Here is a 19,771-nt window from a genome sequence, read left to right as displayed (position 1 = left end):
GTCATCGCGAGCAAGCTCACTCCCACATTTTTTCGAGGTGCTGCAAAGGGTGCCTTTATTGGCGCGTGCGGCCTGTCATCTCCTGGGCCATTTCGCTGGCGTAGCTGTCGGTCATGCCGGCGATGAAGTCGATCATTCGCAGGAACGCGCCATGCAAAGGCCCATTGGGATCCGGCGCATTGTTCCCCAGCAGGTCGAGAATGCGGCGATTCTTGAACGAAGGCGTGCGGCCGCCGTGCTGTTCGAGGGCTGCGCCGCAAAAGCCGTTGAGCAGGATTTCCAACGTGGTGTAGGCGCCGATTTCATGCAGGGTCTTGCGTTTGTCCTGGAAGATTTTCCGGCGCGCCATGTCCTTGGCATTCAACACGCAACGTTTGGCCGGGCCGTGCATATGTTCCACCAGGTCCCCTGGCAGCGTGCCGGCAAGCAACGCTTCCTGCTGCTCGACAAACGCCCGGGCGGCGGCGTTGGTCAGGTGTTCGATGGCCTTGCCTCGCAGGATCGCCAGTTTGCGCCGCCGCGAGTCCAGCGGCCCCAGTTGCCGGTAGGTGTCCGGAAGATCGTCGCCCACCAGGTCCAGGAGCAGCGATTCCACCTGTGGGTACTCCAGAAGATCCATCTCCACGCCGTCTTCCAGGTCGATCAGCGCGTAGCAGATGTCATCGGCGGCTTCCATCAGGTACACCAGTGGGTGCCGTGCCCAACGTTGATCCTCGATCTGTGGCAAACCGAGCTTGTGGGCAATCTGCTCCAGCAGTGGCAGTTCGCTCTGGTAGCAACCGAACTTGTGCTTCTTGTAGCCCAGGGAATCGGCGTGGCGGGCGGTCCAGGGGTATTTCAGATACGTACCGAGGGTGGCATAGGTCAGCCGGGTTCCGCCGTCGAACTGATGGTATTCAAGCTGGGTGAGGACGCGGAAGCCTTGGGCGTTGCCTTCGAAATTGAGGAAATCGTTGCGCTCGGCTTCGCTCATCGCATCAAGCCAACCCCGTCCGGCGGCCTGCTGGAACCAATAGCGAATGGCGTCCTCGCCGGAGTGACCGAACGGCGGGTTGCCGATGTCGTGGGCCAGGCAGGCCGATTGCACCACCATGCCCAGGTCGCTGGGCTCGCACCAGTCGGGCAGGGCATTGCGGATGGTTTCTCCCACGCGCATGCCCAGGGAGCGCCCGACGCAACTGACTTCCAGGGAATGGGTCAGGCGCGTGTGGATGTGGTCGTTGCTGGAAACCGGGTGCACTTGCGTCTTGCGCCCCAGGCGGCGGAAGGCACCGGAAAAGATGATGCGGTCGTGGTCCTTGTGGAAGGGGCTACGGCCCAGCTCTTGCGGGCTGTGCAGCGGTTTTCCGAGACGTTCGCGAGTCAGCAGGGTATGCCAATCCAAGGCCGGTTGCTCCGTTCGATGATGTCGATGCCCTAGCTTCCCGGTTCGTGGGTCGCCCTGCAAGGCCTATGGGCCTGCACGGACCTGATACGTAACCCTGTGGCGCTCGCCACAGGGTGTCGGTCGTCAGGGTTTGCGCAGGTCCTTGGCCAGCTTGACCAACGGCAGCAATGTCGTCGCCAGACGGATCAGGCCTGTCAAGCCACCGCCACCACCATGGCGAGTCCGTTTGCCGGTGAGGAAGCCGAGCAGGGACACCGCCGCCACGCCCCACAGTGGCGCGTGCTTGATGCCGAAACCTTCGTGCCAGCTTTGCGTCAAGCCGCGCACCCGATGCAAGGGTTGCAGCAATTGGCGTGTCTCCTGACGGATTTCCTGGCGATGCATTTCCATGCGCAGGCGCACCAGTGCCTTGCGCATTTCCTGTCGTGTCCGGGCTTGGGGAATATCAGGCAGGCTCATGGCAGCAGGCGCTCCCGGTCATTGGCCAGTTCTTCGAGGGTGGCGTTGAAAGGAGAGGACTCGTCGTAGATCGCGGCCTTGAGCCGAAGACCGCAGAACAGGGCCGCCAGCAGGTAGAACAGGCACAGGCCGATAATGCCCGACAGGCGATAGGTGTCCCATACCAGGATCAGCACCAGCGCCGAAAGCCCGACCAACAGCAGCAAGCCGAACACCAGCGCAAGGCCGGCGAACAGCAGGAGGCTGACGGTGCGTGCCTTCTGTTCCTGCAACTCCATGCCGAACAATTCGACGTGGCTGTGCAGCAAGCCAAGAAATGCCGCGCCCAGGCGGCGCGCTGTCGGTTGTGTGCCCGCTTCGGACGAGCCGGATTCGTCGATACCCATGATCAGCGCCGTGTCGCCAACAGACCAATCAGAAAACCAACGCCCGCGGCAATGCCTACCGATTGCCAAGGGTTGGCCTGTACGTATTCCTCGGTGGCCACTACAGCAGCCTGGCCGCGTTCGCGCATGGAGTCTTCGGTCAGCTTGAGTGTTTCGCGGGCGCGCAGGAGGGTTTCGTGGATCTGGCCGCGCAGCGCATCGGCCTGATCGCCTGCCAGCGTCGCGGTGTGATCGAGCAAGCGCTCCGTGTCGCTGACCAGCGTCTGAAAATCTTCCATCAGGATTTCTTGAGCAGTCTTTGCCTGGGTTCTGGCCATGGGTGAATCTCCGTAAGTGACGTCTGAAGCGTTCGAGTATGAGCCTTGCCGGAAGGTTCAGTGCAAGTGACTGGTACAACTTTTGCTCAGGCTTCTGCCATGTACTGGTGCGTCAGCCTGTGCCAGTGCGCTGAAACTGGGCTAAAGCCCGTAAAACCTTAACCAAATAATCAAAACCCGCGAAGCACCTCGAAGCGGGACTTCGTTTTGCCTGATCTGACGCACCAAAGCAGTTCGTCGGCCTGATTGCGGCCAATGAATCGTTTCAACTTGGTGCATTCATGGGGTGAGCGAACCGGTTTGGTGCTTTTTTCAACTTTTTCAGGTCTGCCAACACCATGGAAAATATGCAAAGTGCCGTGGACAGTCTGGTCCACAGCTCCAATACGCTGTTCATCCTGCTCGGCGCCGTCATGGTCCTGGCCATGCATGCCGGCTTCGCGTTCCTTGAAGTGGGAACGGTCCGGCAGAAGAACCAGGTCAATGCGCTGTCGAAAATCCTCAGCGATTTCGCGGTCTCGACCCTGGCCTATTTCTTTGTCGGTTACTGGATTTCCTACGGCGTGACCTTCCTGCAGCCGGCGGCGGTACTCAGCACCGATCATGGCTACAGCCTGGTGAAGTTCTTCTTCCTGTTGACCTTTGCCGCCGCGATCCCGGCCATCATTTCCGGCGGTATAGCCGAGCGTGCACGGTTCGCGCCGCAGTTGTGCGCCACGGTGTTGATCGTGGCGTTTGTCTACCCGTTTTTCGAAGGCTTGGTCTGGAACGGCAATTTTGGCTTGCAGGCTTGGCTGCAAGCTCGGTTCGGCGCCAGTTTCCATGACTTCGCCGGTTCCGTGGTGGTGCACGCCATGGGTGGCTGGCTGGCGTTGGCCGCAGTGCTGTTGCTCGGGCCGCGTAATGGCCGCTACCGGGATGGTCGCCTGGTGGCGTTCGCGCCTTCGAGCATTCCATTCCTGGCCTTGGGCTCGTGGATCCTGATTGTCGGCTGGTTCGGTTTCAACGTGATGAGTGCCCAGACCCTGCCTGGGGTGAGCGGGCTGGTGGCGGTCAATTCGTTGATGGCCATGGTGGGCGGTACCGTGGCGGCATTGATTGTCGGGCGCAATGACCCAGGCTTCCTGCACAACGGCCCGCTGGCCGGGTTGGTGGCGGTCTGTGCCGGTTCCGACCTGATGCACCCGGTGGGGGCGCTGGCCACCGGTGCCATTGCCGGTGCCTTGTTTGTCTGGTGCTTCACGGCGGCCCAAGGCAAGTGGAAGATCGACGACGTGCTCGGCGTCTGGCCGCTGCACGGGTTGTGCGGGGTCTGGGGTGGCATTGCCTGTGGCATCTTTGGCCAGGCTGCCCTGGGCGGTCTGGGTGGGGTCAGCCTGATCAGCCAGTTGATCGGCACGGCGCTGGGTGTTGTCGTCGCCCTGGCCGGTGGGTTCGCGGTCTATGGCGCGATCAAGGCCGTGCTGGGGCTGCGCCTGACCCAGGAAGAAGAGTATTACGGCGCCGACCTGTCGATTCACAAGATCGGCGCGGTCAGCCAGGACTGATCGTTGCACAGTATTTGTGATACAGGACACTAGGGCTCCTTGTCCTGGTTGCCAGGGTAAAAACCGTGGAGCAGGCGATAACGGTCGTGACGGACCTGATCCACATGATGCCGGACTTGTTGTTCGGGCAGGCCGAGCATGATCAGGGCATGGGACGCCAGCATCAGGCTCGATTCCAACAGTTCCGGGACCACTTCGCTGGCCCCGGCGGCCTGCAACTCGGCCAATTGGCTGTCGTCGCGGGTGCGCACCAGGATCGGTACCTGTTGGTTGACCCGCCGGGCCGCCTTGAGCACGGTGATGGCGATGTCGGTCTTGTCCACCGCGATCACCAATAGCCTGGCGCGGCTCAAGCCAACGGCGGCGAGCAGGTCACCCCGTCGCGAATCGCCGTAATGCACGCAGTTTTCCCCGACGGTGGCTTCCTGGATGATCACCGGGTCGTCATCCAGGGCGACGAACGCCTGGCCTTCGCGGCGCAGGAAGCGCCCGATGGACTGGCCGACGCGCCCGTAGCCGCAAATCACCACGTGATCCGACAAGCCGGCATTGAGTGCGCTGATCTGGTCCAGTTGCGCCTCTTCGTTGGGTTTGCGATGCAGGCGAGCGGCGATGCGCGGCGCCGCACGCAGCAACAGCGGCGTCAGCAGCATCGAGCAGAATGTCGCGGCCAGCAGCAGGCCGCTGATGTCGGCGGGCATGAGACTGTTCTGTTGCATCAGCGCCATCAAGGCAAAACAGAATTCGCCGCCCTGGGCCAGGGCCAGGCCGCTGCGCCAGGCGGTTTCCCCATCACTGCCGCGCCATTTCACCAGGGTGGCGACCACGCAGCCCTTGAGGAGCATCAAGCCGAGGGTCAATCCCAGGATCAAAAGGCCGTCATCGAGGAACAGTTGCAGATCGATCAGCATGCCGATGCTGACGAAAAACAGCCCCAGCAGGATGTCGCGGAACGGGCGTATGTCGGCTTCGATCTGATGCCGGTAGTGGCTTTCCCCCAGCAACATGCCCGCCAGGAATGCCCCCAGGGCCGGCGACAAGCCGAGCAAGTGGGTCAGCCATGCCGTCAGCAGCACGATCACCAGGGCCAGCAGCACGAACAGTTCTGCGGACCGGGACGCCGCCACCTCATGGAACAGCCGGGGCAACAGCAGCCGGCTGGCCAGCAGCAGGCCACCGAACAACACCAGCGTCTTGCCCAGGGTCAGCGGTAGCGCCCAGTACCACGGGTGCTCGCTGCTGCCGGCGAAGACCGGCACCAGGGTCAACAGCAGCACCGCGACGACGTCCTGGAACAACAACACGCCAATGGCGTTCTGGCCGTGGCTGCTGAAGATCTCGCCCAGGCTGGTCAACTCCTTGCTGACAATGGCGGTGGAGGACAAGGCCAGCCCCGCCCCGAGCAGCAGCGCGGCGATCACCGGCGCGCCGCACACGGCCAGCAATCCCGCCAGCAGCGCCCCCGAACACAACACCTGCAGGCTGCCGAGGCCGAACACGACCCGGCGCAGTTCGAGCATTTTCGACAGGGAAAACTCCAGCCCCAACGAGAACAACAGGAACACCACCCCGAGCTCGGCCAGGTCTGGCAGTTCTTCGCTGTCGTTGACCCAGTCCAGCGCGGTAGGCCCGACCGCCAGCCCGACACAGAGATAACCCAGTACGGGCGGCAGGCGCAGCCGCCTGAAGAGGGCGATGACCACCAGGGACGAGGCAAGGATGATCAGCAGGTTGGCAAACAAGGGGAACTCCGTTTCAAGGCTACAACGCACAGCGTAGAGGGGAAAACGTGACCAGCGTCGCTGGAAAAGCATTTATGTTCAGTGATTTGCATCAGCGTTTTACCGAAACACCCGGAAGCGAGCCAGCGACTCGACGGTTTTCCGAGGCGGGCCTAGAATGACCGTCTATCTTTTTTGGGTCTACCCGCCATGCTTCCTGAATGCCAGTTGTTCGGCACCCTGGGGTGTCATCTTTGTGAGGTCGCCGAAGCTGAACTGATACCTTTCGTCGAACATGGATTGTTGGTGGAGTTGGTGGACATTTCGGAACGTCAAGCCTGGGTGGACGATTATGGCCTGCGTATCCCCGTGCTGCGCAGGCTGGATACCGGTGCCGAACTGGACTGGCCCTTCGAGGCCGAACAGATCGTGACCTTCCTCCGTTGAACGGTTCGTCCTTCGGTTCCCAAGACAGCGGTTGGCGAAAGTAGCGAGCTTCGGTTACTGTATGTTCATACAGCTATCTGGAGTGCATCCCCTTGGTCAATGTCGAACAACTGAAAAGCAGCGTAAACAGGATGTCCGCGGACGTTGTGCGTGAGGCGGTCCTGGAGCTGCGCCTGGATGGCCTGGTGACCGAAGGCAAGACGCCTTTCAATAAACTGCATTTCAACACCTGTTTCGCCGAGATCGAAGCGTTGTTCCAGCGTGCCGGCTATCACAAACAGTTGGATGTGGTGGGTTACCAGGGTTTGCTGTACGCGCTGTACGATCCAGGCCGCTGGGAGGCGGTGGACGTGCTGCGCTGGTTGAAGGAGTTCACCGAAGCGGCGGCCAAATCGACGTCGGTCACGGCGTAAAGCAATCATCGCTGGGCTGACCGGTGTGACTGTCGGATAATGCCGCCCTGCAAAAACGCCTGAGAGTTTTCAATGTCCGGTTCACCGTTTTCCGCCGCTGATCATCAGGCCAGTACGCTGTATCTGCCGCCCGGTTCCTGGCCGACGGTGCTGGAGTGCCTGTGCGAGCATTTCAGCGCCATCAGTCGTGAGCAGTGGCTGGACCGGATCGCCCGGGGCAGGGTATTGGACGGGGAGGGCAAGGCCATCCATGTCGACTTGCCGTACCGCGAAGGCCTGCGCATCCACTATTTTCGTGAAGTGCCCGACGAGAAGCCCATCCCGGTGGTGGAGTCGATCCTGTACGCCGACGAACATCTGGTGGTGGCAGACAAACCGCATTTTCTGCCTGTCACTCCGGCGGGCGAATACGTCGAGCAAACCTTGTTGCGACGGCTGATCCGGCGGCTGGACAACCCGCATCTGGTGCCCCTGCACCGCATCGACCGGCACACAGCCGGGCTGGTGTTGTTTTCCGCCAATCCGCACACCCGTTCGGCGTATCAGTCGTTATTCCCGACGCGGCAGATCGAGAAGCGCTACCAGGCCATTGCCCGCGCGTTGCCTGGGCTGACCTTCCCCCGGGTGCATAGAAGTCGGATGATCGATGGTGAGCCGTTCTTTCGGATGCAGGAAGGCCCTGGCGAGCCCAATACCGAAACGGCCATCGAAGTCCTGGAAAGGCACGGTGACCTGTGGCGCTACGGGTTGTCTCCGGTCACGGGCAAGAAACACCAGTTGCGGGTGCATATGAATGCCCTGGGAGCGGGCATCTGCAACGATCCGTTTTACCCTGACGTGCTTCGGGACGCCGAGGACGACTACGCCAACCCGCTCAAGCTACTGGCACAGGGGCTGCGTTTCATCGACCCGGTCACTGGCCAGGAGCGTGTATTCCAGAGCGAGATTACATTGCAGTGGTAGTGCCCATGGTTTTCGACCAGGCATAAAAAAGCCCGCAAATGCTGCGGGCTTTTCGTATCTGGCGGTAGCGTTGAAGATTACAGGTCTTTAACGGTACGAACCTGATCCTTGTTCACGCGAGTCTGCTTGCCATCCAGTTGCTCGAATTCGTAGAAGCCGCTTTCTTCATCGTAATGAGGGGTATCGACGGCCTGGATTTCGCGACCGTCATTCAAGGTGATCACTGTTGGCGAAGCGCACCCGGCAAGGGTGGCGAGGCCCAGAGCGAGCATGAACGTGGCGAGGGTCCGTTGTGTCATGGTGTTTCTCCGAAATGGATTCTTCAAGTTACTGACCTTCAGACGTATACATTGCGCGCAAGTTCCTGGCTAGTGTCAATCTGACACGCCTTTATGTCGGACCAGTAACTCCGGGGTGTTCAGATTGGCCAGCCGCGGATCGTCGGCGGGGCATTGCAAGGCAACGGCGTGCAGCGCGCGCATAACCCGACCGGGGCTGCGCTCGCCTTCGCTCCAGGCTTTTTCGAAGCTCGTTGCCAGGGCCAACGGGATGACACACAGCAGCGGTTCCCAATGCTCGCCGTGCCGCACCATCAATGGCTGATCGGGGTGCTGGCTGGCCGTCCTGCGCATGTTGTCGAGCAGGCTGGCGTCGACCTGCGGCACGTCGCACGGCAGCACCAGCAAATACGGGTGCCTCGCAGCCTTGAGACCTGCCCGGATGCCCGCCAGTGGCCCGGGAAAGTCACCTTCCTCGTCATGCACCAACTGATCGGCATACGCTGCATAACGTTGCGCATTACGGTTGCAGGAAATGATCAGGTCATCGCTCATGGCGCGAGTCTGGCGATGGATATGGGCAATCAGCGGTTCGCCTTGCCAGTGCACCAGGCCTTTGTCCTGTCCGCCCATGCGTTGCCCGCGGCCACCCGCCAAGAGCAGAATGGAGCAGGATGGCAGCGGCGTAATCGAGGTCATGGCGTGTCTCCGCACGGGCGAAAAAATGAAGCGCTGTGATATAACACCGGGCTGTTTCCTCCACAACTGGACGAGCCTATGAAATCCAAGGCTGATGTACCTTTCGTGCCGCTCAATATCGCGGTGCTGACAGTCAGTGACACCCGTACCCTGGAAACCGATACGTCCGGGCAGGTCTTCGTCGATCGGCTCACGGCGGCTGGCCACAACCTGGCGGCGCGGGTCCTGCTCAAAGATGATTTGTACAAGATCCGGGCGCAAGTCGCGACCTGGATTGCCGAAGATGTGGTGCAAGTGGTGCTGATCACTGGCGGCACCGGTTTCACGGGGCGTGACAGCACGCCGGAAGCCGTCACGTGTCTGCTGGACAAGCAGGTCGATGGGTTTGGCGAGTTGTTCCGGCAAATATCAGTGGCCGACATCGGCACTTCCACTGTGCAGTCCCGCGCGCTGGCGGGCCTGGCCAATGGCACGCTGGTATGTTGCCTGCCGGGGTCGACCAACGCGGTGCGTACCGGATGGGATGGGATCCTGGCCGAACAATTGGATGTGCGGCATCGTCCGTGCAACTTCGTGGCCCATTTGAAACAGGCAGCCCCTTGTGAATCCCGTGGGTAAACCGGGCAAGGCCGGCGCCTTGATGGCCGTTGAGGTGGCGTTGCAGCGGCTGCTCGAGATGGCGGCGGCCACACCGATCGTTCAGCGCGAACATTTGCCTTTGGCTGCGGCGTCAGGGCGAGTGCTCGCCGAGGATCTGGTCTCGATCCTCGACTTGCCGCCATGGCCCAACAGCGCCATGGATGGCTATGCCTTGCGGCTGGCGGACTGGAACGGCGAGCCGTTGGTGGTCAGCCAGCGGATTTTCGCCGGCCAGGCTCCGGAGCCGTTGGCCGTTGGTGCCTGCGCGCGGATCTTCACGGGGGCGCCAGTCCCTGCCGGCGCCGATTGCGTCGAGATGCAGGAAAACGCCGTGGTTGAAAGCGACCAGCGGGTGCGGTTTACCGAGCCCATGGTCAGTGGGCAGAACATTCGTCCCCAGGGGCAGGAGACCACCGTTGGCGAGCAAGTCCTTTCTGCCGGGACTCGCCTGGGGCCGATCGAGCTGGGCTTGGCGGCATCCTTGGGCTGTGCATCGCTGGAGGTGGTGCGCAAGGCCCGCGTCGCCGTCCTGTCCACGGGCGATGAACTGGTCGAGCCCGGTCAGGCGTTGGGTCCTGGCCAGATCTACAACAGCAACCGCGTGCTGCTGTGTGGCTGGCTGCAACGCATGGGCTGTGAAGTGGTTGACGCGGGTATCCTGCCCGACGATTTGTCGGCCACCCGCGAGCGCCTGGCACAGTTATCGGATGTCGATCTGATCCTGTCCACCGGGGGGGTATCGGTGGGAGAGGCGGACTTCCTGGGGATCGCCTTGCGCGAGGACGGCGAGCTGGCGCTGTGGAAACTCGCCATCAAACCGGGTAAGCCGCTGACGTTCGGGCATTACCGTGGCGTGCCGGTCATAGGCCTGCCTGGAAACCCCGCTTCGACCCTCGTGACGTTTGCCCTGCTGGCAAGGCCTTACCTATTGAGGCGCCAAGGCGTTCAGTCGGTGGCGCCACTCAAGTTCAAGGTGCCGGCCGGTTTCGCCTGGCCAAAGGCGGGCAGTCGCCGAGAATACCTGCGAGGCCGTATGGAGAATGGTCGAGCGATCATCTACCGAAACCAGAGCTCGGGTGTCCTGCGCAGCGCGGCCTGGGCCGATGGGTTGGTCGAGGTGCTCGAAGGGCAGACGCTGGTGGAGGGTAACGAAGTGGGCTTCATTCCCTTGAGCGAAATCCTGGGCTAGCACCTGGCAGGTGTTCTCCGGCCCGGGTTGGACGTCCGGGCCTTTGCGCGCCTCACCTTTACCGCGTGAGCAGCGTCACCAACTGATCGAATCGATTGTTGGCAATCCAGCCCAGCAGACCGAGCACCACCGCCGCGGCGCCAGCCGAATAGGCCAGCCTGTGGCGGATCACCTTGACGTCGGTGCGTATTTCATCCATGTCTTTGCGGATGTATTTGAGGTGGGTTTCCAGTTCAACGACGCGCGGTTCCAAATCAATTCCTCCAACGGGATTACTGCAACTTTTGCATTCGTTTCGAGTATCGGCCCGCCCGCTTCCAAAGGACGCGAGCGGCCGGGGCGACAGCTTGTATTCACGGTTATGCATGGGACGGTCCATCCCCTTGGCCATAACTGTTCGAGCGACTGATCCGGCCCCTGCGGGCCGTGACGTATCCATCCATGGGAGAATGCTTCCTTGTGTGATGAGGGTTTAAGCGATCCAGCAAAACATGAGGCCAAGGTGTCTCAATACCGCTAGAGGGTCAATTGAGCTGATTCGCCAGATCTTGTAAGAAAACTCTTCGAATCAGGGCGTGTCGATCGGACCAGTCGTCCTGCTCGTTTAATAAATTGAGACGCGCCGGGCTTTTTCGCGCCAATGAGCGGTCCCATGCCTGAACCTTCCAATGACGGAGACCACGATGAGCAAAGGCAAGGCGCTGTTGATTCTGCATGGCAAGCAAGCGCTCAACGAAGAGGTTCGCTCGGCAGTGATGCTCAAGCGCGAACAGGGCTGGGAGCTGGCGGTACGGTTGACCTGGGAAGCCGGTGATGCCCAGCGATGCGTCGATGAAGCCCTGGATGCCGGTTATACGCGACTGATCGCCGGCGGCGGTGATGGAACCTTGCGTGATATCGCCGAGGCGATCGTCCACAAGTCCAGCGATGCCAGCCTGGTACTGCTGCCGCTGGGCACGGCCAATGATTTCGCCCGGGCGGCGGGTGTTCCGTTGGAACCCGCGCAGGCCCTGGATCTATTGGACGTTGCGCCCCAGGCCGTTGATGTGGGTGACGTCGGCGGGCGGATTTTCCTGAACATGGCCACTGGCGGTTTTGGCAGCCAGGTGACGGCGAACACCTCCGAGGATCTCAAGAAGGTCTTGGGCGGCGCCGCCTACCTGTTCACGGGCCTGTCCCGATTCAGTGAACTGAGTACCGCCTATGGTGAGTTGCAGGGCCCCGATTTTTACTGGCAGGGCGATTTGCTCGCGCTGGGCATCGGTAATGGCCGGCAGGCGGGGGGAGGCCATGTGCTGTGCCCGCAAGCGTTGGCTGATGATGGGTTGCTGGACATCAGCATCCTGCCGGCGCCCCAGGAAGTGGTCAGTACGTTGAAGGACTTGCTGGCAGGCGGCCTGGGCATCGACAACATGTTTGTCCGCGCGCGCTTGCCATGGGTGGAAATCAAGGTCGCGCAAGGCCTGGACATCAACCTCGATGGCGAACCGTTGCAGGTCGACACCCTGCGCTTCACTGTCCGCCCGAAGGCGCTGCGGCTGCACCTGCCGTCCGATTCGCCGCTGTTGGGCGGCGCGACGGCGCTCAGTCATCCAGGCTGATGATTTGCTCGCGCACCGCGAACAGCACAAGGCCGGCCACGTCATGGATCTGCAAGCGCTTCATGACTTGCGCCCGGTGGGTTTCCACGGTCTTGACGCTCAGGTTCAGCCCATTGGCAATTTCTCGAGTGGACTTGCCGCGCACGATCAGCCGCAGGATTTCCAGCTGGCGTGCCGTCAGGTTATGGGCCTGGGCAGGGTCCGGCTGATGTTTCTGGACGCGGGTCAGCGCCTGGTTGATCACCGTGTGGGCGATGGCCGGGCTCAGGTAGCGTTCGTCATTGCGCAGCGCTTCCAGGGCGTGTTTCAGCTCGGTGGCGGTGGTGTCCTTGAGCAGGTAGCCATGGGCGCCTGATTCCAGCGCCTGCATGATCAGCGCAGGATCCGTATGCATCGACAGGATCAGCACCTTGCTGTGGGGGCGCACCCGCTTGAGCTGTTGCAAGGCATCCAGGCCGCTGGTGTCCTTCATGGAAATGTCCAGCAGCACGATGTCGGGGTTCAGTCGTTCTACCAGTTCCACCAATTGTGTGCCGTCATTGGCTTCGCCGATCACGGCATAGTCCGGGATATCCATGACCAGAGCTCGTACGCCGGCCCTGATCAGGGAGTGGTCATCTACCAGGAGCAAATTACAAATCAAAGGAGAACCTTATTCTTACTGGCTCGCTCCAGGGCACGCGGCGCCCAGGGAAAGCGTGCTTCGATGTGCGTGCCTTTGCCGGCCTCGCTCACGACCTTGAGGGTGCCGCCCAATTGTTCGACCCGCTCCAACATGCCGGCCATGCCCCGTTGACCTTCGCGAGCGGGGTGGCTGGCCGGGACAAATCCCTGGCCGTCGTCGCTGATCAGCAGGGTCAGGCCGTCGGGCTGGCGTTGCAGGCGTACCAGCAGATTCGTCGCCCGGGCATGGCGCAAGATATTGGTGATCGCTTCCTGGGTGATCCGGAACACCGCGACTGACATCTCCTCCGGGATACCGGTCATGCGCTGCTGGCAATCGAGGCTCCACTTCACCGGGGCGTTGGCCAGGGTCTTGAGCAGGTGCGCCCGCAGACTGGCCTCAAGCCCGAGGCTGGTCAGCTCCCTGGGGTTGAGGATCGCCGATACGTCGCGGACCTTGTTGAGGGTTTCGTCCAGGGTTTCGCACAGGAGTGCGCACTGACCTTGCAATTCTTCCGGCATCCGCCGCTTGAGCCATTCGCCTTGCAGTTTCGCCGCGGTCAGCAATTGGCCAATGTCGTCGTGCAATTCGCGGCTGAGCCGATGGCGCTCATTCTCCTGGACCTCGAGCAACCGCTCGGCCAGCTCCTGGGGCTGGAACTTGATGGACTTGCGCGACAATCGATGGTGGATCCAGACACAGCTCAAGGCCGCGACATTCACGGCCAGCAGGCCCAGCGGCACCGTGTGGGCGTACAGGTAGGTCAGCAGGCAGCCGAGGGTCGAGCACATGCACAATAATAATGTGAAGCGACGGGCGTTTTCTCGGGAGGGAGGCCAGGTGATGAATGACTTGAGGCTGGCGTGCATAGCGGATGGAGCCAATGAATGTTCGCTGCGGGCAGGCCGGTCAGCGCATCTGACAGGCCGGGTCGGGTAAACGTTTCAAGTCGAAGGCAGCTTCGGTTGGCGGCTATTACGGCGCTGCCTGGAAGTGGCTGACGCGGGAGATAGTACCACTTCGCCTATCGTTGGTCGCGCTCGGCATGGTGCCGTGAGAGCACTGGGGAGCAGGCGCATTGCCATCGTGTCAGGCTTGTTTCTGGGGATAAGACACCAGCGCCAGTGGACGTGACGCGGCCAATGCCTGGTCGGGACTCTGGCCGACCTGGAAAGCGAATGCCTCGATCAAGGACGTTTGTTCGCTGTTGTCCAGGCTCAACTGGCCGGTGGTGTGGTCGACCAGTTCCAATTGCCAGGCCATCAGGGTGAAGCAATCCTTCAAGGCATCCAGGGCCTGGTCATGCAATTCCATGTGGTTTTGCGCATGACTGAGCAAGCCATGGATATGCAGGGAAAACTCCGAAACGGCTTCCAGCGCCAGGGCATTGGTCTTGTTTGCCAGTTTCAGCAAGGTGCTGAGCATGCAATCGATGGCGTCCTTGTCATTGTTGATCAATTGCAGATGGCTCAGGCATTCCTCCGACTTGGCCAGCAGTGTCTCGGCCTCGATCAGAAGTTCGGGAAGACGTTGACTCCAGTTCCTACGATCGTTCGGCATGCTTATCTCCACAACATCATGTCAGGCGAAAGGAAACCGCGTATGGCGAACGGCTGGATCTCAAGGTCGACCGCGGACGGACGCGCGAATACACGCCCGTGCCGTTCAGCGAAGGTGAATTCGTAAACGATTGCACGGGTGGGATCGGCCGAAAGGCTGCAGGTCCGATGTCCTGTGGTCGCGCACAAAAGCCTGACTCCGTTCAGCAATGAGAATGGCGTCACATTAATGGCTATTGGATAACGGGAATATCAGGTTGGACCTGATTGTGCCTAGGGGAATCCCTTAGACAGGGGAACTTAGTGCGCAAACCGGAGTCGCGCAGCGGGATAAACAGCAGATGAAATCGTGAAGCCAGTAAAGCATGATGTTAATGTGATATCAATTCCCCACTTGTATTTTAATCCGGGGTCAAGAATCGGTTCGTGCAGCCGATATCGGTTTTATTGGATTCATCCGAACAAGCCCAGGAGTCATCGATGGCCGGCATTCTCGACACAGTAGATCAACGAACCCAACTGGTGGGTGAGAATCGCCTGGAAATTCTCATGTTTCGCCTGGCGGGTCGGCAGTTGTTTGCCATTAACGTATTCAAGGTCCAGGAAGTCCTGCAACTGCCGAAGTTGACCCTGATGCCGCAACGTCACCCGTTCGTGTGCGGCGTGGTCAATCTGCGAGGCCAGACGCTGCCGGTGATCGACCTGTCCCAGGCCATTGGCATGCGTCCGCTGGTGCCGGGCGCCAACAGCACCATTATCGTGACCGAATACAACCGTTCGGTTCAGGCGTTCCTGGTGGGCGGCGTCGACCGTATCGTCAACATGAACTGGGAAGCCATCCTGCCACCGCCGACCAGCGCCGGCCGCGAGCACTACCTGACCGCCATCAGCAAGGTGGACGATCAGTTGGTGGAAATCATCGACGTGGAAAAAGTCCTGGCCGAAATCGTGCCGTACAACGCCAAGGTCTCCCGGGACAAACTCGAAGACCCGGTGCTGGAGCGTGCCCGTGGCCGCGAAGTGCTGCTGGTGGACGACTCCAACGTCGCGCTCTCGCAATTGCGCGACACCCTGGGTCAACTGGGCGTGAAAATGCACATCGCCAGCGACGGCCTGAAGGCCCTGAACATGCTCAAGGCCTGGGCCGATACCGGCGAGGTCATGACCGACAAATTGTTGATGATCTTCACCGATGCCGAAATGCCGGAAATGGACGGCTACCGCTTGACCACTGAAATCCGCAACGACCCGCGTTTGCGTGGGCTCTATGTCGTACTGCACACCTCGCTGTCCGGCAGCTTCAACGATTCGATGGTCAAGAAGGTCGGTTGCGACAACTTCCTCTCCAAATTCCAGCCGGACAAGCTGGTCGATGTGGTGCGCCAGCGGCTGATGCTCGACTGAACCCGATGGTGGTTTGCTTCAATGGCCGGCTCGTATAAGGTGGCATTTTTTTGCCACCGGGGAAGTTGACCATGTTGCGGCTGAGCGCTCTGTATCGGTATCCGTTGAAGTCCGGCAAGGGCCAGCCCCTGCAGCAGATTGGCCTGGACAAGCTAGGGCTGGACGGCGATCGGCGCTGGATGCTGGTGGATGAGGGCACGGGGCGGTTCCTGACCCAGCGCGCCGTGGCGAAGATGAGCCAGCTTTCGGCCTTGTGGAACGAGGCGGGTGGCCTGACGCTCAGCGCGCCGGGCCATGGCGCCATCGATGTGCCGCTGCCACCCACCCAGCAAGAGCAGCGGCGCGGTGTGATCATCTGGCGTGACACCTTGCGTGTGCCGGATGCCGGTGATGAGGCGGCGGCCTGGGTCAGCGAATTCATCGGCAGCCCCACGCGGTTGGTGCATGTGCCGGTGGAACTGGCGCGCACCACCGCCGCCGGTTATGGCAAGGATGACGACAAGGTCGCCTTTGCCGATGGTTTCCCCCTGCTGCTGATTGGCCAGGCCTCATTGCAGGACCTGTCGACCCGGGTCGGCCGCTCGCTGGAGATGTTGCGCTTTCGTCCCAACCTGGTGGTGGAGGGCAGCGAGGCGTTTGCCGAGGACGGTTGGAAGCGTATTCGTATCGGCGACGTGGAGTTCCGGCTGGTCAAGCCCTGCTCGCGTTGCATCATGACCACGGTCGATCCGCACACCGGTGAACGCGATCCGAATCGCGAACCCTTTGCCACGTTGCAGCAGTACCGTTCGACGCCGGACGGTGCGATGTTCGGCCAGAACCTGGTCAACGACAGCAACGGTCGGCTTGAAGTCGGCATGCCGGTTGAAGTGCTCGAATAAAAAGAACCGTGAACAAAAATGCCCGTGTCCAATGACCCGGACATTTTTGTTTATCTGGCAACAGCTTTTCTAGCTTTTCTAGCTTTTCTAGCTTTTCTAGCTTTTGTGGCGAGGGGGCTTGCTCCCGCTGGGCTGCGAAGCAGCCCCTCTTGCTAACCGCAGGGGACGCTGGCGCGTCCAGCGGGAGCAAGCTCCCTCGCCACAGGGGTAACTGTGTCCCCGCTTTGCAGTGCGCCGAATCAGCCGCGATATTCACACAGGTAAGCGGTGTCGACGGCCACTTTGAGCTGGAACTTGCTGTTGGCCGGTACATTGAACTGGCTGCCGGCCGCGAAGGTTTCCCAATCGGTGCTGTCGGGCAGCTTCACGGTCAGGGCGCCGGAGACGACGTGCATGATTTCCCGTTGGGCCGTGCCGAACTCATATTCGCCCGGAGCCATGACGCCGATGGTCGCGGGGCCTTCGGCAGTGCCAAAAGCGATCGACTTGACGGTGCCGTCGAAGTACTCGTTGACTTTAAACATGGGCGATTCCTCGAAAAAGGGGCTGAAAAAGGCCGGCCAGTATGCACAAGGCTGCAACATTCGTCATCTGCCGCGCCGGGAGGTGGACGCCGCTCAACCCGGAAGCACCAGGGGCAACAACCGCGCGGTATTGCGGGCATCTTCCAGGGCGCGATGCTGTTGCCCGCAAAATTGCAGGCCCGCCAGTTGCAGCGCGCCATTGAGCCCCAGCGGTCGTTCCAGTCGACGGGCCTTGGCGAAGCGTTGCTTGAGGTTCATGTGCGACACCTGGGCGAGGACACTGTGCAACTGCTGGCGTTGCCATTCCTGAAGCAGTTGCTTGCGGTCGTAGTCGCCCCAACTGACCCAGCTTTCCAGCTTCGGATGATACGGCGCCAGCCAGCGCTCGAATGCCGGCCAGACCTCGGTCAAGGGCGCGGCGCCGTCGATATTGGCCTGGGTGATGTGGGTCAGTTCGCGACAGAAAGGCGTGAGCAGCGGTCGTCTCAGGGGCCGCACGAAGCGCTGGAAATGATCCACTTCGCGGCCGTCACGACTCACCAGCGTGGCGCCGATCTCGATAATTTCCATTTCGGTTACCGGCCAGCCACCTTCATCGGTGGTGGCCTCCAGATCAATCACCAGCCAGTGAGGCATTGCAGTGTTCCCGGTATCGGCGTGCTGATGGGTTTGAGCGTAGTCAAACCCCAGGCATCCGACTAGTGGGCTGTTTCAATGCGCAACAAAACCTGGCGTTTTCTCACCTGATCACCCCGTGTAGCCTGCAGTTGCCTGACCACTCCGTCGCTGCCTGCCTTGAGTGGGTGCTCCATTTTCATCGCTTCGAGCACCATGAGCAGTTGGCCTTGGCGCACCGGGCTGCCTTCGCTGACCAGTACCTCGACAATGGCACCGTCCATGGGCGCCAGGAGTGTACTGGCACCGGCACTGGCCTTGCTGGCGACCGGGGCCAGGGTCCGGTCTTGCAGGTGCAGGCCGCCGGGGCGGGTGGACAGCCAGAGATCATGGCCTTCGAGGTGCCAGGCGTGGCGCTGGCCAATCCCGTCGATGACCAGTGTTGCGCCCTGCGCATCAACGTCGAGCAGCCTCAGTTCGATCAAGCGCCCGTCACTGCGGATGTTCAGTGTCCCGTCGGTTTCGGTTTCAAGGCTCAGCACCCAGTCGCGCTCCCCGACGCCGATCCGATAATGCAGCGCCGTGCCGATGCTGTTGCGCCATCCGCCCAGGCCGGGTGCATGCCGTGCCTGCGATGCCTGATAAAACGCCGCCGTGGCGATGGCCAGTTGTTCGACCGAGGGCTCAAGGGGCAGAAGCGCCGCATGATTGGCAAAATGCTGGCTGATGAAGCCGGTGTTGAAGTCGCCGTCGATGAACCGTGGATGCGCCAGCAAGCCGGCGAGCAAGCGCTGGTTGCTCTGGACCCCAAGCAGCACGCAATCCTCCACCGCTCGCAACAGTTTGCGGCGTGCTTCGTCGCGGGTGGCGCCGTGGACGATGAGTTTGCCCAGCATCGAATCGTAGAACGGCGTAATGGCCTGGCCCTGCAGCAGGCCATGGTCGACTCGCACACCGTCGCGGATGGGGGGCTCCCAGCCAACCAAGCACCCGGTCTGGGGCAGGAAATCCGCCGCTGGGTCCTCGGCGTACAACCGCACTTGCAGGGCATGACCGCTGAGCGTCACCTGCTCCTGGCACAGGGGCAGCGGCTTGCCGGTGGCGACGTCCAATTGCCAGGCCACCAGGTCCAGGCCGGTGATCGACTCGGTGACCGGGTGTTCGACCTGCAGGCGTGTGTTCATCTCCAGGAAGTAAAACCGACCGTCCGCCGCGAGCAGGAATTCCACGGTCCCGGCACCGACGTAATTCACTGCGTGCCCCGCCGTGAGTGCTGCCTCGCCCATGGCCCGGCGCAGGTCGGCGGTCATGACCGGGCAGGGCGCTTCCTCGATGATTTTCTGGTGGCGCCGCTGGATCGAGCAGTCCCGTTCGCCCAGATGGATCAACTGGCCGTGGTGGTCGCCGAAGATCTGCACTTCCACATGCCGCGGATCGATCAAGGCTTGTTCGAGGATCAACTCGTCGCTGCCGAAGCCGTGCAGGGCTTCCGAGCGTGCGCTGCGCAACTGCTCCAGCAGGTCCTCGGCGCGCTGGACCAGGCGCATGCCGCGGCCGCCGCCACCGGCACTGGCCTTGATCATCAGCGGGTAGCCGATGCGCCCGGCTTCGCGCTGCAGCGTGTCGTCGTCCTGGGCGGCGCCCTGGTAACCGGCGATGCAGGGAACACCGGCTTGGATCATGGCGATTTTTGCGCGGCGCTTGCTGCCCATCAACTCGATGGCCTCGGGGCTGGGGCCGATGAAAACCAGGCCAGCCTGCGCGCAGGCATGGGCGAACCGCGCATTTTCCGAAAGAAAGCCGTAGCCGGGGTGGATCGCATCGGCGCCGCTGCGCCGGGCCGCCTCGAGAATGACCCGGGGGTCGAGGTAGGACTGCTGCACCGGGGCCGCGCCGATCAGCACGGCTTCATCGGCCATGCGCACGTGCAGCGCATCGGCGTCGGCCTCGCTGAACACCGCCACCGTGCGATAACCCAGGGCCTGGGCGGTGCGCTGGATGCGACAGGCGATTTCGCCGCGGTTGGCGATGAGGATTTTGTTGAAGGCGGGCATGGGGTTCATTCCTGGAGTCTTGCG

At 61.5% G+C, this 19,771-nt stretch carries 23 protein-coding genes; 9 read left to right on the top strand and 14 right to left on the bottom strand.

All coding sequences use genetic code 11. The features are described 5' to 3' along the window. Window positions 1-55: 55 nt before the first annotated feature. The 4 genes from J4E53_RS16345 to J4E53_RS16330 all read right to left on the bottom strand — a co-directional run bounded on the left by J4E53_RS16345 (window position 56) and on the right by J4E53_RS16330 (window position 2,549). Window positions 56-1,384, bottom strand: coding sequence for a deoxyguanosinetriphosphate triphosphohydrolase (locus J4E53_RS16345; RefSeq protein ID WP_053183171.1), 1,329 nt, complete (start codon window positions 1,382-1,384; stop codon window positions 56-58). Window positions 1,385-1,510: 126 nt separating this feature from the next. Next, window positions 1,511-1,846, bottom strand: coding sequence for a hypothetical protein (locus J4E53_RS16340; protein ID WP_060738528.1), 336 nt, complete (start codon window positions 1,844-1,846; stop codon window positions 1,511-1,513). After that, window positions 1,843-2,232: a phage holin family protein gene (locus J4E53_RS16335; RefSeq protein WP_060738527.1), complete on the bottom strand. Its 390-nt coding sequence runs from the start codon at window positions 2,230-2,232 to the stop codon at window positions 1,843-1,845. Before J4E53_RS16335 ends, J4E53_RS16340 begins: the two co-directional genes overlap by 4 nt. A 2-nt stretch (window positions 2,233-2,234) precedes the next feature. Next, a complete protein-coding gene (locus tag J4E53_RS16330) occupies window positions 2,235-2,549 on the bottom strand; it encodes a YqjD family protein (protein ID WP_060738526.1) in 315 nt (104 codons plus the stop codon). 338 nt (window positions 2,550-2,887) lie between these two features. On the opposite strand from J4E53_RS16330, the gene J4E53_RS16325 reads away from it, so the two are divergent. Continuing rightward, entirely contained in the window at window positions 2,888-4,096 is a 1,209-nt protein-coding gene (locus J4E53_RS16325) for an ammonium transporter (RefSeq protein ID WP_103309175.1), read from the top strand. 29 nt (window positions 4,097-4,125) lie between these two features. On the opposite strand, the gene J4E53_RS16320 is transcribed toward J4E53_RS16325, so the two are convergent. After that, entirely contained in the window at window positions 4,126-5,838 is a 1,713-nt protein-coding gene (locus J4E53_RS16320; RefSeq protein WP_103309173.1) for a monovalent cation:proton antiporter-2 (CPA2) family protein, read from the bottom strand. 189 nt (window positions 5,839-6,027) lie between these two features. Between J4E53_RS16320 and J4E53_RS16315 the strand changes: the two genes are divergently transcribed. The 3 genes from J4E53_RS16315 to J4E53_RS16305 all read left to right on the top strand — a co-directional run bounded on the left by J4E53_RS16315 (window position 6,028) and on the right by J4E53_RS16305 (window position 7,640). Beyond that, window positions 6,028-6,264 carry a glutaredoxin family protein gene (locus tag J4E53_RS16315; protein WP_060738523.1) on the top strand — a complete coding sequence of 79 codons (237 nt, stop codon included), beginning with the start codon at window positions 6,028-6,030 and terminating at the stop codon, window positions 6,262-6,264. 92 nt (window positions 6,265-6,356) lie between these two features. Next, window positions 6,357-6,677, top strand: coding sequence for a hypothetical protein (locus J4E53_RS16310; RefSeq protein ID WP_060738522.1), 321 nt, complete (start codon window positions 6,357-6,359; stop codon window positions 6,675-6,677). A 72-nt stretch (window positions 6,678-6,749) separates the two neighbouring features. After that, a complete protein-coding gene (locus J4E53_RS16305) occupies window positions 6,750-7,640 on the top strand; it encodes a pseudouridine synthase (RefSeq protein WP_060738521.1) in 891 nt (296 codons plus the stop codon). Between the two features lie 77 nt (window positions 7,641-7,717). Here J4E53_RS16305 and J4E53_RS16300 read toward each other — a convergent pair whose 3' ends face one another. Then, on the bottom strand, window positions 7,718-7,939 hold the full coding sequence (locus J4E53_RS16300; protein ID WP_003199454.1) for a YgdI/YgdR family lipoprotein: 222 nt from the start codon (window positions 7,937-7,939) through the stop codon (window positions 7,718-7,720). Window positions 7,940-8,014: 75 nt separating this feature from the next. Further along, window positions 8,015-8,617: a molybdenum cofactor guanylyltransferase MobA gene (mobA, locus tag J4E53_RS16295; protein WP_060738520.1), complete on the bottom strand. Its 603-nt coding sequence runs from the start codon at window positions 8,615-8,617 to the stop codon at window positions 8,015-8,017. Between the two features lie 78 nt (window positions 8,618-8,695). Here mobA and moaB point away from each other — a divergent pair, with 78 nt between their 5' ends. Together moaB and glp are read left to right on the top strand one after the other, a co-directional pair. Next, window positions 8,696-9,235, top strand: coding sequence for a molybdenum cofactor biosynthesis protein B (moaB, locus tag J4E53_RS16290; protein ID WP_103309171.1), 540 nt, complete (start codon window positions 8,696-8,698; stop codon window positions 9,233-9,235). A gap of 22 nt (window positions 9,236-9,257) precedes the next feature. Beyond that, the gene (gene glp, locus J4E53_RS16285; RefSeq protein WP_177431717.1) at window positions 9,258-10,445 is read left to right on the top strand and encodes a gephyrin-like molybdotransferase Glp; all 1,188 of its coding nucleotides are present in this window, start codon (window positions 9,258-9,260) and stop codon (window positions 10,443-10,445) included. 58 nt (window positions 10,446-10,503) lie between these two features. On the opposite strand, the gene J4E53_RS30790 is transcribed toward glp, so the two are convergent. Continuing rightward, window positions 10,504-10,812, bottom strand: a complete 309-nt coding sequence (locus J4E53_RS30790) for a hypothetical protein (RefSeq protein WP_237140801.1) — start codon at window positions 10,810-10,812, stop codon at window positions 10,504-10,506. A 316-nt stretch (window positions 10,813-11,128) separates the two neighbouring features. Between J4E53_RS30790 and yegS the strand changes: the two genes are divergently transcribed. Continuing rightward, window positions 11,129-12,046, top strand: a complete 918-nt coding sequence (gene yegS / locus J4E53_RS16275) for a lipid kinase YegS (protein ID WP_060738517.1) — start codon at window positions 11,129-11,131, stop codon at window positions 12,044-12,046. On the opposite strand, the gene J4E53_RS16270 is transcribed toward yegS, so the two are convergent. From J4E53_RS16270 to J4E53_RS16260, 3 genes are all read right to left on the bottom strand, one after another. Continuing rightward, a complete protein-coding gene (locus J4E53_RS16270) occupies window positions 12,030-12,689 on the bottom strand; it encodes a response regulator transcription factor (protein WP_060738516.1) in 660 nt (219 codons plus the stop codon). The two genes, yegS and J4E53_RS16270, sit on opposite strands and share 17 nt — an antisense overlap. Beyond that, window positions 12,686-13,579, bottom strand: a complete 894-nt coding sequence (locus J4E53_RS16265; RefSeq protein ID WP_103309167.1) for a sensor histidine kinase — start codon at window positions 13,577-13,579, stop codon at window positions 12,686-12,688. The genes J4E53_RS16270 and J4E53_RS16265 overlap by 4 nt, the downstream gene beginning before the upstream one ends. Window positions 13,580-13,799: 220 nt before the next feature. Beyond that, a complete protein-coding gene (locus J4E53_RS16260; protein ID WP_060738514.1) occupies window positions 13,800-14,270 on the bottom strand; it encodes a hypothetical protein in 471 nt (156 codons plus the stop codon). A gap of 479 nt (window positions 14,271-14,749) precedes the next feature. Here J4E53_RS16260 and J4E53_RS16255 point away from each other — a divergent pair, with 479 nt between their 5' ends. After that, window positions 14,750-15,673, top strand: a complete 924-nt coding sequence (locus J4E53_RS16255; protein WP_053120553.1) for a chemotaxis protein CheV — start codon at window positions 14,750-14,752, stop codon at window positions 15,671-15,673. Window positions 15,674-15,744: 71 nt separating this feature from the next. Then, complete coding sequence (locus tag J4E53_RS16250) at window positions 15,745-16,554, top strand: MOSC domain-containing protein (RefSeq protein WP_103309166.1); 810 nt, start codon at window positions 15,745-15,747, stop codon at window positions 16,552-16,554. Between the two features lie 239 nt (window positions 16,555-16,793). On the opposite strand, the gene J4E53_RS16245 is transcribed toward J4E53_RS16250, so the two are convergent. From J4E53_RS16245 to J4E53_RS16235, 3 genes are all read right to left on the bottom strand, one after another. Next, window positions 16,794-17,078, bottom strand: coding sequence for a pyrimidine/purine nucleoside phosphorylase (locus tag J4E53_RS16245; RefSeq protein WP_003183665.1), 285 nt, complete (start codon window positions 17,076-17,078; stop codon window positions 16,794-16,796). Window positions 17,079-17,171: 93 nt separating this feature from the next. Next, on the bottom strand, window positions 17,172-17,714 hold the full coding sequence (locus J4E53_RS16240) for an exonuclease domain-containing protein (protein ID WP_060738512.1): 543 nt from the start codon (window positions 17,712-17,714) through the stop codon (window positions 17,172-17,174). Between the two features lie 62 nt (window positions 17,715-17,776). Next, window positions 17,777-19,747: an acetyl/propionyl/methylcrotonyl-CoA carboxylase subunit alpha gene (locus tag J4E53_RS16235; protein ID WP_103309164.1), complete on the bottom strand. Its 1,971-nt coding sequence runs from the start codon at window positions 19,745-19,747 to the stop codon at window positions 17,777-17,779. Window positions 19,748-19,771 lie beyond the last annotated feature (24 nt).

Origin of the sequence: Pseudomonas sp. FW305-28, from assembly GCF_017351395.1 — a bacterium.
Taxonomy (GTDB): domain Bacteria; phylum Pseudomonadota; class Gammaproteobacteria; order Pseudomonadales; family Pseudomonadaceae; genus Aquipseudomonas; species Aquipseudomonas fluorescens_AA.
This window is presented reverse-complemented; position numbering and strand designations above follow the sequence as displayed.